Origin of the sequence: Pseudomonas sp. SO81 (assembly GCF_030374125.1) — a bacterium.
GTDB lineage: Bacteria > Pseudomonadota > Gammaproteobacteria > Pseudomonadales > Pseudomonadaceae > Aquipseudomonas.
In genome coordinates, this window is sequence record NZ_CP126126.1 from 3,305,257 (window position 1) to 3,320,301 (window position 15,045).

9 protein-coding genes, 2 tRNA genes, 2 pseudogenes and 1 riboswitch are annotated in these 15,045 nt (G+C 67.1%); of the genes and pseudogenes, 9 read left to right on the forward strand and 4 right to left on the reverse strand.

Annotation, left to right across the window (positions count from 1 at the left end; genetic code table 11):
* Nucleotide 1 precedes the first annotated feature (1 nt).
* The 6 genes from OH686_RS15465 to OH686_RS15490 all read left to right on the forward strand — a co-directional run bounded on the left by OH686_RS15465 (nucleotide 2) and on the right by OH686_RS15490 (nucleotide 7,482).
* On the forward strand, nucleotides 2–1,216 hold the full coding sequence (locus OH686_RS15465) for an acyl-CoA dehydrogenase family protein (RefSeq protein WP_171016240.1): 1,215 nt from the start codon (nucleotides 2–4) through the stop codon (nucleotides 1,214–1,216).
* Entirely contained in the window at nucleotides 1,213–3,744 is a 2,532-nt protein-coding gene (locus tag OH686_RS15470) for an efflux RND transporter permease subunit (protein WP_289533726.1), read from the forward strand. Before OH686_RS15465 ends, OH686_RS15470 begins: the two co-directional genes overlap by 4 nt.
* A complete protein-coding gene (locus OH686_RS15475) occupies nucleotides 3,737–4,624 on the forward strand; it encodes a hypothetical protein (RefSeq protein ID WP_289533727.1) in 888 nt (295 codons plus the stop codon). The genes OH686_RS15470 and OH686_RS15475 overlap by 8 nt, the downstream gene beginning before the upstream one ends.
* A gap of 11 nt (nucleotides 4,625–4,635) precedes the next feature.
* Nucleotides 4,636–5,418: an outer membrane lipoprotein-sorting protein gene (locus tag OH686_RS15480; protein WP_192399655.1), complete on the forward strand. Its 783-nt coding sequence runs from the start codon at nucleotides 4,636–4,638 to the stop codon at nucleotides 5,416–5,418.
* A complete protein-coding gene (locus tag OH686_RS15485; RefSeq protein ID WP_289533728.1) occupies nucleotides 5,418–6,620 on the forward strand; it encodes a DUF1302 family protein in 1,203 nt (400 codons plus the stop codon). Before OH686_RS15480 ends, OH686_RS15485 begins: the two co-directional genes overlap by 1 nt.
* A gap of 109 nt (nucleotides 6,621–6,729) precedes the next feature.
* The gene (locus tag OH686_RS15490) at nucleotides 6,730–7,482 is read left to right on the forward strand and encodes an RsiV family protein (protein ID WP_289533729.1); all 753 of its coding nucleotides are present in this window, start codon (nucleotides 6,730–6,732) and stop codon (nucleotides 7,480–7,482) included.
* Here OH686_RS15490 and cytX read toward each other — a convergent pair whose 3' ends face one another.
* Both cytX and thiC read right to left on the reverse strand, forming a co-directional pair.
* Nucleotides 7,483–8,751 (reverse strand): putative hydroxymethylpyrimidine transporter CytX, encoded by a 1,269-nt coding sequence (gene cytX / locus OH686_RS15495; protein ID WP_289533731.1) that lies wholly within the window; start codon nucleotides 8,749–8,751, stop codon nucleotides 7,483–7,485.
* A 69-nt stretch (nucleotides 8,752–8,820) separates the two neighbouring features.
* Nucleotides 8,821–10,704, reverse strand: a complete 1,884-nt coding sequence (gene thiC / locus OH686_RS15500; protein ID WP_289533733.1) for a phosphomethylpyrimidine synthase ThiC — start codon at nucleotides 10,702–10,704, stop codon at nucleotides 8,821–8,823.
* An 80-nt stretch (nucleotides 10,705–10,784) separates the two neighbouring features.
* Nucleotides 10,785–10,891, reverse strand: a riboswitch (TPP riboswitch).
* A gap of 219 nt (nucleotides 10,892–11,110) precedes the next feature.
* Here thiC and OH686_RS15505 point away from each other — a divergent pair.
* The 3 genes and pseudogenes from OH686_RS15505 to OH686_RS23400 form a co-directional block, all read left to right on the forward strand.
* Nucleotides 11,111–12,553, forward strand: a complete 1,443-nt coding sequence (locus tag OH686_RS15505) for a TolC family outer membrane protein (RefSeq protein ID WP_289533734.1) — start codon at nucleotides 11,111–11,113, stop codon at nucleotides 12,551–12,553.
* 955 nt (nucleotides 12,554–13,508) lie between these two features.
* Nucleotides 13,509–13,769, forward strand: a pseudogene (locus tag OH686_RS23395) (HAMP domain-containing protein); the annotation flags it as partial.
* A 348-nt stretch (nucleotides 13,770–14,117) separates the two neighbouring features.
* Nucleotides 14,118–14,627, forward strand: a pseudogene (locus tag OH686_RS23400) (methyl-accepting chemotaxis protein); the annotation flags it as partial.
* A 106-nt stretch (nucleotides 14,628–14,733) separates the two neighbouring features.
* On the opposite strand, the gene OH686_RS15515 reads toward OH686_RS23400, so the two are convergent.
* Nucleotides 14,734–14,820 (reverse strand) — tRNA-Leu (locus OH686_RS15515).
* Nucleotides 14,821–14,927: 107 nt separating this feature from the next.
* Nucleotides 14,928–15,014 (reverse strand) — tRNA-Leu (locus tag OH686_RS15520).
* Nucleotides 15,015–15,045: the final 31 nt, after the last annotated feature.

Here is a 15,045-nt window from a genome sequence, read left to right on the forward strand (position 1 = left end):
CATGAACGGTATCTGGAACCAACAGCAGCAAGACATCCGCGCCCACTACCTGGCCGTCGGCCGCCAGCTGGTACGCCCCACCTCGGCCCAGCGTGACCAGGAGCTGGGCTTCGATCGCGAGCTGTGGCGCGCCCTGGGCAGCAGCGGCCTGTTCGGCGTGCACATGCCCAAGCAGTACGGTGGCCAGGGCCTCGGCATCTGGGAATTCTCCGCCGCGCTGGAAGGCTTCTCCGAAGGCTGCCAGGACATGGGCGTGCTGGTCTCCTTCGTCGCCCAGGTGGCCCTGGTGCAGGCCGCGCTGATCAGCTACGGCAGCGAGGAGCAGCTGCAGCGCTGGCTGCCGCCGCTGATCAGCGGCGAGAAGATCGGCTGCTTCGCCATCACCGAGCAGGGCTGCGGCTCCGATGTGCGCTCGCTGAAGCTGGCCGCGCGTCGCGACGGCAGCGGCTACCGCCTCAACGGCATGAAGTGGAACATCACCAACGCCCCGGTGGCGGATATCTGCATGACCTTCGCCCGTCTGGACGAGGCCGGCGCCAATGCCATCTCCTGCTTCATCACCGAGACCGCCAAGCCCGGCCTGGTGCAGTCCGCGCCGTTCGAGCTGATGGGCAACCGCGGCACGCCGATCGGCAGCCTGAGCTTCGACGAGGTGGCGCTGGACGCCGACAGCCTGGTCGGCACCGAGGGCCAGGGCCTGCGCGTGCTGTACTTCGGCTTCCTGGTCGAGCGCATCTTCACCGGCGTCTCCATCGTCGGCTGCATGCAGCCGGTGATCGACGAGTGCATGCAGTACAGCCTCAAGCGCGAGGCGTTCGGCCGGCCGATCAGCGACAACCAGTACGTGCAGGGCCACATCGTCCAGGCCTACACCCAGCTGGAGCTGCTGCGCAGCGTGGTCGGCCGCGGCCTGACCGAGCTGGAGCACGGCCGCGACTGCTCGACTCTGGCCTCGATCATCAAGATGCTGGCCAGCGAGGCGATGCACGAGGCCTGCCTCAACGCCATGCGCATCCACGGCAACTACGGCTACCGCCGCGACTTCCACTTCGAGCGCCTGCTGCGTGACTCCATCGGCCTGTTCTTCGCCGGCGGCACCAGCGAGATCCACAAGACCGTGATCTGGGCCAACCTGGTGGCCGAGGCGCAGAACCGCAGCAAGGCCAAGGACGACCTGCGCCTGGACGCCTACACCGGCGAAGGAGCCGCGGCATGAAGACTCGCGCCGTCGAGTTGCTCTCCTGGATGCTGCATCGGCCCTGGCTGATGCTGGCCATCCTGCTGCTGATCAGCGCCGCGGCGGTGGTCGCGGTGGGTCGGCTGGAGATCAACAGCACCCCCTACATGATCGACAAGAGCCATCCCAGCCGGGTGGCCGATGCCGACAACAAGCGCCTGTTCTCCAACACCGGCGAGCAGGCCTTCGTCGCCCTGGAGAATCCCCAGGGCAATATCTTCAACACCAAGAGCCTGGCCCTGGTGGCCGAGCTGACTCGCGCCTTCCAGGCCATCGAGATGGTGCAGCCGGGCGACAGCGACAAGCTGCGCGCCCTGCGCGGCGATGCCCGCCTGGAGGCGGATGTCGACGCCATCCTCGAAGGTGGCCTGACCCCGGCCGACCAGCCGCGCCTGCTTGCGCTCAAGCAGCGCCTGGCCGAGGCCGGCGAGCTCAGCCATACCCAAGAAGCCTGGCTGGACAGCCTGCACACCCGCCTGGTGCCGATCCGCAAGGTGCGCAGCCTGGTGACCGTGGAGAACCTGCTGACCGTCGACGAGGCGCTCGACGTGCATGCGCTGATGCCGCGCGTGCCGCAGGACAAGGCCGCGCTCGACGCGCTGCGCGCCGAGGCCATGGGCAACCCGCTGTTCCTCGACAGCCTGGTCTCGCGTGACGGCAGCGCCACCACCATCCAGGTCGAGTTCAACATCGCCCAGGATGATTCGCCGGCCATGCTGCAGGTGTACCAGGCCATCGTCGACATCACCGACCAGGTGCAGGGCGACGACCGCATCTACCTCAGTGGCCCGCCGATGATCGCCGCGCAGACCGCGTCGAACATGGAGAAGGACAACCAGACCCTGCTGCCGGCGGTGCTGCTGGTGATCCTGGCGATCCTGTTCATCAGCTTCGGCCGCCTGCAGGGCGTGGTCGCGCCGCTGCTGATCGCCATCTTCAGCCTGATCTGGACCCTGGGCCTGATGGCCGCCTGCGGGGTGAAGCAGAACATCATCACCTCGATCATGCCGGTGTTCATCATCTCCATCGCGGTGTGCGACGCCATCCACTTCCTCGCCGACTACTACCGCAACCTGCCGGCAAATCCTGATCGCCAGGCGCGCATCGACACCGCCTTCAAGGTGATGCAGCAGCTGTTCTGGCCGATGTTCGTGACCTGCATGACCACCCTGGTCGGCTTCTTCTCGCTGATCTGGACCGATGTCACCTTCATCCGCGAGTTCGGCATTTTCACCGGCTTCGGCATCTTCTTCGCCTGGCTGATCACCATCGTCTTCCTGCCGGCCATCGTCATCCTGTGGAAGGCCGAACCGCCGCGCCACGGCCTGCTGGTCAGCGACCGTCTGGACCGCATGATCGCCGCCCTCGGCCACTTCGCCCGCTACGGCAAGAAGCTGGCCTTGGGCATGCTGGTGGCCATCGTGCTGTGCAGCTGGTACGTGGTGGAGAACCTCACCGTGGACAACCAGGTGATCGGCTACTTCGAGGAAGACAGCCGCATCCGCCAGGACGACGCGGCGATCAACGCCAAGTTCGGCGGCACCACGCCGATCAGCATCATGATCGAGAGCAGCAAGGTCGACGCCTTCAAGGACCCGGCCGTGATCGAGGCCGTGGCCAAGCTGCAGGAGCACCTGCGCCAGCAGCAGCTGGTTGGCTTCACCTATTCGCCGGCCGACTTCGTCAAGCGCCTGCACCAGGTGACCCAGGATGAGTTCGCCGCCGAGCACTACCGCCTGCCGAGCGACATCAGCGGCAGCCTGCTGGCGCAGTACTACCTGCTGTACGAGAACGCCAACGGCCGCGACCTGTTCGACGTGGTTGACCGCCGCTTCCAGAACGGCCGGGTGCTGGCCATCCTGCACACCGACCGCTCCTCGGAAGTCGGCGCGCTGATGCGCGACGCCCTGGACTACGCCCGCGAGGTGCTGCCTGCCGGCATGACCGTGCGCGTGTCCGGCTACGGCGAAGTGCTGGTGGCCACCACCGACGCGGTGGTGTGGGGGCAGATCAACAGCATCCTGTCCTCGCCGGCGCTGATCGTGCTGATGGTCATGGCCATGTTCCACTCGATTCGCCTGGGCTTCGTCGCCCTGCTGCCGCTGCTGTTCACCCTGGTGGGCATCAGCGGGCTGATGGCGCTGAGCGGCACCGATCTGGACATCGGCACCTCGATCATCGCGGCGATCTCCTTCGGCATCGGCATCGACTACGCGATCCACGTGATCGCCGCCATGCGCCACAGCCACGGTACGCCGCAGGAGGCCACCCAGTACGCCCTGCGGCATACCGGCAAGCCGATCCTGATCAACACCCTGGCGCTGGGTCTGGGCTTCCTGGTGCTGTGCCTGTCGGGCTACCAGTCGCTGGTCAACCTGGGCTTCTTCATCTCGCTGACCATGCTGTTCGCCGCGCTGTTCGCCCTGCTGGTGCTGCCAGTGTTCGTGCGTACCCGCCAGGAGCCGCAGGCCTCGGCGCAGCTGCAGTCGGAGCCGGCCAATGCGTAAGCATCTGCTCTGGCTGCTGTGCGTGGCCCTGCCGGCCGGCGCCCAGGACTGGCTGGCGCTGACGCTCTACCCAGGCGGCGAGCTGTACCAGGCCGAGCACCTGCAGCGCCTGGTCGGCGCCACGCAGAACCTGTGGCAAGTGAAGGATGGCCAGGGACGGACGCCGATCCAGTCCCTGGACAGCCTGGCCAGCACCAACGCCATCGCCGCCCAGGGTGATGACGTGCGCTTCCGTCGGCTGATCGAGACCCGCGAGCTGACGCCCGCGGGCCTCAAGACCCTGGCAGGCCTGGTCGAGCAGCACCCGCTGCTCGGCCCGCGCCTGGTCACGGCGCAGCACGACGGCACGCACTTCTGGCTGCGCCTGGCCCATCCCTATGCCGAGGCCGAGAAGGCCGAACTGCTGCTGAGCTATGCCAAGCGCCTGGCCGCCGACTTCTCGACCAACTGCCGGGTGGCCGGCGGCGCCCAGGGCGCGCTGCAGGGCTTCCAGCTCGCCGAGTGGACGCTGCAGGCCGAGGCCAAGATGCCGCCGCGCACCGCCACCCTGCAGGCCCTGCAGCAGCAAGTGGGCACGTTGCGCCAGCGCAGCGAACAGGCCTATTCGGCCGCCGACATCCTGATCTATCTCAAGCGGGTGCTCAACGGCGACGCCAGCCTACCGGCCAGCGACGACGAGGTGGCCCAGCTCTACCTGATCGCCGAGAGCCTGCGCAGTCGCGATCTGCAGGACCTGGCGCGGCCCGACTTCCAGCGCCTCAAGCTGGTCGCCCTGGGCCGCGAGCGCGCCGCCACTCCCTCCCTGCCGGGTTACCAGCTGCAGGCCAAGGCCCAGTGGTCATCCACCCCGAACAGCTACCTGACAGTCGACTGTCGTTAAGGAGTTTTCCCATGCGTATTTCCCTGATTGCCCTCGGCCTGCTGCTGAGCCTGCCGGCCCTGGCCGAGGCCCTCGACCCCGCCGCCATCATGCGCACCGTGCGCGACCGTGACGAGGGCCAGGACCGCCGCTCGGAAGTGACCCTGGTGCAGACCATGGCCGATGGCTTCGTCCGCGAGCGCAAGCTGCTGATGCTGGAGAAGGAGTACGGCGAAGAGCGCAAGGCCACCCTGTACTTCACTGCGCCCAGCGATACCGCCGGCACCGGCATCCTGATGCACAGCTACGCCGAGGCCGCCGCCCGCGAGGACGACCAGTGGCTGTATCTGCCGGCCCTGCGCAAGACCCGGCGCATCGCCACCAACTCCAAGGAGGGCCCGTTCCTCGGCACCGACTTCTCCTTCGCCGATATCGAGCGCATGCGCGTCGACGACTACCAGTACAAGCTGCTGCGCGAGGAGGAGTACAAGGGCCGTCCTGTCTACGTGATCGAGGCGCGCACCGCCGATGGCCTGGAGAACCCGCGCACCGGCTACAGCCAGCGCCTGGTCTACGTCGACCGCGAGCGCAAGCTGATCCTGCGCGACGAGTTCTTTCGCGGTGGTCGTCAGATCAAGACCTTCGAGGTGGTGGATGTAGCCGAGGTGGAAGGCTTCTGGACGGTCAACGAGTCGCTGATGAGCAACCTGGTCGAGGGCGGCCAGACCCGCCTGCTGCGCACCGCCGCCGACTACAACCTGGACCTGGGCGACCAGAACTTCAGCGAGCGCGCCCTGCGCAACGGGATTCGCTGATGCGTGCAGTGCTCATCGGCCTTCTGGGCCTGACCAGCCTGCCGCTGGCCGCGGCGACTCTCAGCAGTCGCGGCCATGTGGAGGATGGTTATCACCATGACACCACCGGTGCCAGCAGCTCCGGCCATCGCGTCGAAGCACTGCTGGAGAGCCGCATCAGCGAGGGCAACTGGACTCTCGACAGCGTGCTGCTCGGCCGCTACCGCAGCCAGTACGACGATGCCGGCGGCAAGCTGGAGGACCGCATGGAGTCCGACCAGGACCTGCGCGAGCTGTACCTGACCTGGGCCGGCGACAACTGGCAGTGGCGCCTCGGCCAGCAGCAGATCGCCTGGGGCCGCGGAGACTATTTCCGCCTGGTCGACGTGCTCAACCCGCTGGACCTGCGCGAGTTCCTGCTGCCGTACATCGACGACTACTCACTCGGCCGGCAGACCCGGCCGATGGCGGTGGTGGAGATCTATGGCGACAGCCTGGAGCAGCAATTCGTCGTCGCACCCAAGGCCCAGGACACCCGCTACGCCCCGGCCGGCGCCGACTTCGCCATCGCCGGACGGCCGGAGGGGCTGCCCGAGGACGACGAGCACGAACGCCCGGATATCGGCTGGCGCGGCAAGATGCTGGTCGACGGCACCGACCTGGACTTGTACTTGTTCGACGGCCTCAGCCCCGATCCGCTGTATGTGGTGGAGGACAGCCAGCTTGTCGAGCAGCAGCGCCGGCGCAGCCTGGTCGGCGCCTCGTTTGCCCGCCCGACCGGCGACTGGGTGGTGCGTGGCGACCTGGTGCACCTGTTCAACGAACCGCTGCAGACCCCGGAAGGTGCGGAGAACGTGCCCAAGTCGGCGGCGCTGCTCGGCCTCGACCTGACGCGCAACGAATGGACGGTCAACCTGCAGGCCACGGTCAGCCATCGCCATGGCGCGCCGGACAGCCTGCAGCGCGAGACCGGCTGGGAGGCTTCGGCGGCGGTGCTCAAGGACTGGTCCAAGCAGCGCCTCAACGCCGGCATCCTCTGGCTGTACAACCGCGAGGTGCAGAGCAGCCACATGGTCAAGGCCAACCTCGGCTACCGGCCGTGGAACCAGTGGTACCTGGAGACGGGCTACATCGCCTTCAGCGGCGGGCAGACCACCCAGTACGGCCAGTTCGACAACCGGGATCGTCTCTACCTGCAGGTGCGCCGCGACTTCAGCCTGTGATTCCTAGCACTTGGATGACGGCGCGCGGCCGGCGACAATGGCCGCGCGCGCCGGGAACGCCCGGCGTGGTGCACAGTCGAAACGCCCGTCGCCGTCCCGAGGAAAACCCATGCGTCCCATCGCCATTGCCGGCCTGCTGTCTCTCTCGCTGTTGCTGAGCGGGTGCCAGGCAATACTGCTCGCTGCCAAGCCCAAGTCGTCGGCGCTGCCCGTCACACGTGACGCCTGGGAGCATCGCGCGCCGGGCTGTGCAGGCAAGGAATGCCCGCTGATCAATATCGACGTGCAGCGCTTCGACGAGCTGCCCGAGCTGAATGCGCGCATCGAGCAGGAGCTGCTCAAGCTGACCATCGAGCTGCCGGGCGATCCGCCGCCAGCCTCGCTGCAAACCTACGAGCGCGAGTTCCTGGCCACGGCCAAGCCGGGCTGGATGAGCTACCTGCAGGCCAAGGTGCTGGAACAGCATGACCGTCTGGTGGTGATCGAACTGTCCAGCTACCGCTTCACCGGCGGCGCCCACGGCATCCCCGGGCGTGCCTACCTCAACTACGACCGCGAGAAAGGGCGCCTGCTGAGCCTGGACGACCTGCTGCTGCCGGACGGCGAGACCGCCTTCTGGCAGCAGGCCGAACTGGCCCACCAGGCCTGGCTCAAGGCCAACGGCCTGGGCGATGACCTGGAGTACCAGGCCGAGTGGCCCTTCGCCCGCACCGCCAACGTCGCCCTGCTGCGCGGCTCAGTGATGCTCAAGTACGAGATCGGCCGCATCGCGCCATACGCCAGCGGCCATCCCGAACTGCGCATTCCCTATTCGCGCCTCAACGGCATTGTCAAACCCTTCTACTTCCCCGGTCGCGGCTGATCAGCCACGCCCGGCCAGCTTGCCCATTAGCAGCTGCAGGGCGGCGGCCAGGCCCAGCGCCGGCAGGGTGGCGCCGACGGCGGGGTCGAAGTTCACCAGTACATGGAAGGTGGCCACGCCACAGACCCAGGCCAGCAGGCTGTCCCAGCGCAGCAGCGGCACGCTGCTCGGTAGTTGGCGGCGACGCAGGACGAAGTGGTCCATCAGCACCACGCCGAACAGCGGCGCGAACACCGAGCCGATCAGCAGCAGGAAGTGCTCGTACTGCGCCAGCGGGGCGAACCAGGCGATCAGGGTGCACAGCACGCCGATGGCCAGGGCCAGGTGCTCGACCCTGAACGGCAGCAGGGTGCCGCTGGACACGGCGGCCGAGTGGATGTCGGCGAAGGCCTTCTCCGACTCGTCGAGCAGGATCAGCAGCAGCGGGATACCCATGCCGGCGCCGGCCAGGGCCAGCAGCAGGCTGTTGGCCTCTTCCGGTGCGGCGAACGCCAGGGTGTAGGCCACGCCCAGGCTCATCAGCCACAGGCAGCCGATGAAGAAGCCCAGCGCCGCACCGGCGAACACGCCACCGGCGCGCTTGCCAAAGCGCGAGTAGTCGGCGATCAGCGGCAGCCAGGACAGCGGCATGGCGATGGCCAGGTCGAAGCCCAGGGCGAAACTCATCGAGCCGTCGCCCGGGCGTGCCCACAGCGCGGCCAGGTCGGCCTTGGCGAACAGGTTCCAGGTCAGCCAGGCGCAGGCGCCGAGCAGCAGCCAGATGCCCCACTGGCGCAGCACGCGGCGGACGAAGGCCAGCGGCCCGGCGACCGCTAGCAGGGTGGCCAGGGCGCCGAAGAACAGGGTCCACAGGGTGGCGTTGGTCCAGGCGCTGTCCGCGCCGAGGAACTTGCCGGCCAGCAGGCTGGCGGCATCGCGCATGACGATGATCTCGAACGCGCCCCAGCCGATCAGCTGCAGCAGGTTGAGCAGCGCCGGCAGGGTCGCGCCGTGACGGCCGAGGCTCAGGCGCAGGGCGGCCATCGAGGCCATGCCGGTGTCGCTGCCGATCACCCCGACCGCGCCGAGCAGCAGGGCGCCGAGGCCGACGCCAAGCACCAGCGCCAGCAGCGATCCGGCCAGACCCAGGCCGGGGGCGAGCAGGGCGCCGGCCTGCAGCACCATCAGGCCCATGCCGAGGGAGAACCACAGCACGAGCAGGTCGCGGGCACCGAAGGCGCGCTCGGTCAGCGGCACGGCGAGGTTGGGGGAATAGTTGGGCGTGTTCACTTCGTTATTGTTCTCTGCAGGGGAATGAACAGGCCCCGCGAACTGCGCGGGGCCTGGCGAGGGCAGGACTCAGACCTGCTTGTAGATCACCGCGCCTTCGTCCTTGAAGCGTTCGGCCTGCTCGGCGAAGCCGGCCTCGATGGCCTTCTGCTCGTCGGTCAGGCCGTTTTCCTTGGCGTAGTCGCGCACTTCCTGGGTGATTTTCATCGAGCAGAACTTCGGCCCGCACATGGAGCAGAAGTGCGCGACCTTGGCCGACTCCTTGGGCAGCGTCTCGTCGTGGAAGGCGCGCGCGGTGTCCGGGTCCAGGCCGAGGTTGAACTGGTCTTCCCAGCGGAACTCGAAGCGCGCCTTGGACAGGGCGTTGTCGCGGATCTGTGCGCCCGGGTGGCCCTTGGCGAGGTCCGCTGCGTGCGCGGCGATCTTGTAGGTGATGATGCCGGTCTTCACGTCATCCTTGTTCGGCAGGCCCAGATGCTCCTTGGGCGTGACGTAGCAGAGCATGGCGCAGCCGAACCAGCCGATCATCGCCGCGCCAATACCCGACGTAATGTGGTCGTAGCCCGGCGCGATATCGGTGGTCAGCGGGCCGAGGGTGTAGAAGGGCGCCTCGTCGCAGCACTCCAGCTGCTTGTCCATGTTCTCCTTGATCAGCTGCATCGGCACGTGGCCGGGGCCTTCGATCATGCACTGCACGTCGTGCTTCCAGGCGATCTTGGTCAGCTCGCCGAGGGTCTCCAGCTCGCCGAACTGCGCGGCGTCGTTGGCGTCGGCGATGGAGCCCGGACGCAGGCCGTCGCCCAGCGAGAAGCTGACGTCGTAGGCCTTCATGATTTCGCAGATTTCCTCGAAGTGGGTGTAGAGGAAATTCTCTTTATGGTGCGCCAGGCACCACTTGGCCATGATCGAGCCGCCACGCGAGACGATGCCGGTGACCCGCTTGGCGGTCAGCGGCACATAGCGCAGCAGCACGCCGGCGTGGATGGTGAAGTAGTCCACGCCCTGTTCGGCCTGCTCGATCAGGGTGTCGCGGAACAGCTCCCAGGTCAGGTCTTCGGCGATGCCGTTGACCTTCTCCAGGGCCTGGTAGATCGGCACGGTGCCAATCGGCACCGGCGAGTTGCGGATGATCCACTCGCGGGTCTCGTGGATATGCTTGCCGGTGGACAGGTCCATCACCGTGTCCGAGCCCCAGCGGATGCCCCAGGTCAGCTTGGCCACTTCTTCCTCGATGGAGGAGCCCAGGGCCGAGTTGCCGATATTGCCGTTGATCTTCACCAGGAAGTTGCGGCCGATAATCATCGGCTCCAGCTCCACGTGGTTGATGTTGGCTGGGATGATGGCGCGGCCGCGGGCGATCTCGCTGCGCACGAATTCAGGGGTGATCTCTTTCGGGATGGACGCACCGAAGCTGTGCCCGGCGTGCTGCTCCTTGAGCAGGCCGGCTTCGCGGGCCTCGGCCAGCTTCATGTTCTCGCGGATGGCGACGTATTCCATCTCCGGGGTGATGATGCCCTGGCGGGCGTAATGCATCTGGCTGACGTTCTTGCCCGCCTTGGCCCGGCGCGGGTTGCGCACATGGGCGAAGCGCATGGCGGTCAGCTCGGCATCGTTCAGGCGGCGCTGGCCGAACTCGGAGGACAGGCCCGGCAGTTTCTCGGTGTCGCCGCGGTCCTCGATCCAGGCGCTGCGCACGTCGGCCAGGCCCTGGCGCACGTCGATGGTCACGCTCGGGTCGGTATAGGGGCCGGAGGTGTCGTAGACGGTGACCGGGGCGTTGATCTCGCCACCGAAGGCGGTGGGTGTGACATCCAGGCTGATCTCGCGCATCGGCACGCGGATATCCGGGCGCGAGCCCTGCGCATAGACCTTCTGCGAGCGCGGGAAGGGCTGCACTGACTGTTGGTCGACGCGGGCGCTCTCGCTCAGGTGTACTTGTGGTTTGCTGCTCATCGGCTCGGCTCCTTGCTGGATGTCGGAGCGAACCTGATGACGGAAGGCGCACCATGGCTGGTGCGAGAAGACTCGCCGAACGGCGAGGACATCTTGTTCCCTACGCAGGCCTTAACCTGATCAGGTTCAACGGGATCCGGAACTTTCCGATCTCAGCCCACGACTCTGGGCACCCCGACAAGAACTGCCGGCAGTCTAATCAAGCTCGCCGCCGGACAACAGCCCATGGTGATTGTGCCCGCGGTATTTCGTCGGGAATCCGCAACCTGGGCTGTATAGCGTTGGCATTGTTGCGACGAAGAAACAAAGCTTGTCGCAAACCGGCCCGCCGTTGCGCTGCGCTCGCCTTGACCGCCGCCTGCGGCAGCCTTAGCCTTGCCCGATTCCCCCGCATCTAGGACTGATCATGCTACGCAGACTCTCTCTGGCGCTCGCGGTAGCAGCTGCCACCTCTGGAATGGCCTGGGCCGAAGACGCTCCCCTGGCGACCAAGACCGATCTGGTCACCGTCTACAACGAGGCGGTGAAGAACAACGCCGACCTGGCCGCCGCCCGCGCCAACTACGCGGCGATCAGCGAAGTGGTGCCGCAGGCCCGCGCCGGCCTGCTGCCGAACCTGTCCGCCGGCGCCGATGCGATGAACACCGATACCGACGTCGACACCCGCTCCGGCAATGTCGACAGCTCGCGCAGCGGCCTGTCCTACCGCGCCAGCCTCAGTCAGCCGCTGTTCCGTGCCGATCGCTGGTTCCAGTTCCAGGCCGCCAAGGCCACCGACCAGCAATACGCCCTGCAGCTCTCCGCCACCGAGCAGAACCTGATCCTGCAGAGCGCCGAGACCTACTTCGCCGTGCTGCGCGCCCAGGACACCCTGGCTTCGACCAAGGCCGAGGAAGCGGCGTTCAAGCGTCAGCTGGACCAGGCCAACGAGCGCTTCGACGTGGGCCTGTCGGACAAGACCGACGTGCTGGAAGCCCAGGCCGGTTACGACACCGCACGCGCCAACCGCATTCTCGCCGAGCGCTCGGTGGATGATGCGTTCCAGGCACTGGTCACCCTGACCAACCGCGAGTACGCCTCCATCGAGGGCATCCTGCACACCCTGCCGGTGCTGGAGCCGACGCCGAACGACGCCAAGGCCTGGGTCGATACCGCCGCCCAGCAGAACCTCAACCTGCAGGCCAGCAACTATGCGGTGGATGCCGCCGAAGAGACCCTGCGCCAGAACAAGGCCGGCCATGCGCCGACCCTGGACGCCGTGGCCCAGTACCAGAAGGGCGACAACGACTCCCTCGGCTTCACCAACAACGACCTGGCCTCGCCCTATGACGGCGATGCCGAGCAGACCAGCATCGGCCTGCAGCTGAACATCCCGATCTACAGCGGCGGCCTGACCAGCTCCCAGGTGCGTGAGGCCTATCATCGCCTGAGCCAGACCGAGCAGGAGCGCGAGAGCCTGCGTCGCCAGGTGGTGGAGAACACCCGTAACCTGCACCGCGCGGTGAACACCGACGTGGAAACCGTGCAGGCGCGCAAGCAGTCGATCATCTCCAACCAGAGTGCCCTGGAAGCCACCGAGATCGGCTATCAGGTCGGTACCCGCAACATCGTCGACGTGCTCGATGCCCAGCGCCAGCTGTACGCTTCGGTGCGCAACTACAACAACGCGCGCTACGACTACATCCTCAACAACCTGCGCCTGAAGCAGGCCGCCGGCACCCTGGCGCCGACCGACCTGGATGCCCTGTCGGGCTTCCTCAAGCCGGACTACAACCCGGACCAGGACTTCCTGCCGCCGGATCTGGCCAAGGCCGCGGAAGCCCAGCTCAAGGGCGATCCGGAGTACTGAGTCAGTCGCAAGATCGAAACCCCGCGCCGAGCGGGGTTTTTTTTATGCTGGCATTTGGCCTATACCTTGCTTTGGCTACAGCTTTGCTGAACGCGGCCGATGCACAGGCATAGGTCGCCTGACCGGAAGGAGTTTCGTTGTGTCCGTTCTGTTCTCGCTGTTGCGCAGCCGCCTGCTGCGCCCCGTATTCATCGCTCTCGGTCTGGCCATGCTGGCCCAGGTAGGGCTGGCCGTCTGGCTGACCCGCGCCACCGTGGACGAGCTGGTCAATGACCTGACCCAACGCCTGGGTGGCGAGAGCCAGCGCCTGGCCGGCGAGCTGGGCAGCGCCGAGGAAGAGATGCGCGCCGGCCTTGCCGCGCTCTCCACCAATACCCGCGAACGCCTCTCCGGCGGTCTCTCCAGCCAGCTCAAGGACGAACAGGCGCAGCTGCGCAAGGTCCTGGAGGAGAACCTCAAGCAGTCCGGCAACTCCATCGCCCAGATGCTCGCCGGCGTGGCGCCCAAGGCCATCTGGGACAATGACGCCCCGGCACTGACCGCCCTGACCCGCATCGTCCAGCGCGACCCCGCGGTGCTCTTCGCGGTGTTCTACGACGCCCAGGGTCAGCGCCTGACCCGCAACTTCAACCGCAGCAGCCCGCGGGTGCGTGAGCTGGTGGCGGCCGGGCAGGGCGACGGCGCCCTGGCCAAGCTGGTCGACGCGGCGTCCCGCGACCCCAAGGTGCACCTGGTCGAGGTGGACATCAATCCGATGGGCGCCTCCATCGGCAAGGTCCAGCTGGGCATGTCGCTGGATGGCGTGGAGCAGGAGCTGACTGCCCTGGACGCGCGCTTCGCCACCCTGGTCGGCAGCGCCGGCGAGCTGGTCGACAAGAGCCTGTCCGGCGCCGCCCAGGAGAGTACCCAGGCCCTGCAGCAGCGCCTGCAGCTGGCCGAGCAGGCCACCGCCGACATGGCCCGCAATGGCAGCGAGACCGTGCAACAGGCCGCCGAGAGCCTGCGTTGGCGCATCGCCAGCGGTCTGCTGGTGGTCGGCCTGCTGACTCTGGCGGTGGTCGCGCTGGTGCTTGGCTGGCGTGTGCTCAGTCGCCTGCAGCTGCTGATCGCGGCGCTCAAGGATCTGGCTGCCGGTGAAGGCGACCTGACCCGCCGGGTGCAGCTGGACAGCAATGACGAGGTCGGCGAGATGGCCGATGCGGTCAATCGTTTCATCGCCAAGCTGCAGCCCATCGTGCGCGAAGCCGGCGAGGTGGCGCAGCGCACTGGCGAGGAGATCCGCAGCCTGGCCCAGCGCAGTGCGGCGGCGGAAGCAGCGGCCGGGCGCCAGCGCGACGAGGTGGCCGGCAGCCTGCAGGCTCTGGAGGAGATGGCAGCGGCGGCCCAGGCCGAGAGCCAGGCCATGCACGACGCCCAGCAGCGCGTGGCGGCCATCCGTCAGGCGGCCCATGAGAATGCGGCCATCGCGGCCAAGGTCGGTGCCTTGATCGAGGCGCTGGTGGCGCGGGTGGACAATGGCTCGGCGGTGATCGAGAAGCTGGCCAAGCAGAGCGAGCAGATCGAGGTGGTGCTGACGGTGATCCAGTCCATTGCCGAGCAGACCAATCTGCTGGCCCTGAACGCGGCCATCGAGGCGGCGCGGGCGGGGGAGAGCGGTCGTGGCTTTGCTGTGGTGGCCGACGAAGTGCGCGCCCTGGCCAGCAAGACCCAGCAGTCCACCGGTGATATCCAGGCGCATATCACCGCCCTGCAGCAGGGCGCCCGCGAGGCAGTGGCGGTGATCGGTCAGGCCGGCGGCCAGGCGGCCGAAGGTCTCAAGGCGCTGCGCGACAGCGCACGCTTGCAGCAGTCGGTGCAGGCCTCGGTGGATGAAGTGCACGGCGCCATCGATACCGCTACCCGATCCGCCGCCCATCAGGCCGATGGCGCGTCGGCGGTGCGTGGTCGGGTCGAGGTGATCCACAGCGAGGCCCAGCGCGCGGCCCAGGCGGTCAGCGAGACGGCGGCCAGTGGGCGCGTGGTGGACGGCCTGGTGGCTCAGCTGCGGGCGAGCTTCGCGCAGTTCAAGGTGTAACGGGCTGAACCTGGGGGTGGCCTGGTCCGGGCCGCTTCTGCTGCGGAGATTTGCAGGAGCCAGAAAAGACAAAACCGAGCCATTGGCTCGGTTCTGTTTTGAAGAGTGGTGCCCAGGAGAAGACTCGAACTTCCACGGTGTTGCCACCGCTAGGACCTGAACCTAGTGCGTCTACCAATTCCGCCACCTGGGCACATTGCGACGATTGCTCGCCGACTTTTTGCAGCATTCACCGTTTTCGCGGCACGGAAGCTGCTCCGTTAAAAGCGAAACCGAGCCATCGGCTCGGTTTCTGAAGAGTGGTGCCCAGGAGAAGACTCGAACTTCCACGGTGTTGCCACCGCTAGGACCTGAACCTAGTGCGTCTACCAATTCCGCCACCTGGGCACGGGAAACTATGATTACTCAATCGCTTCCG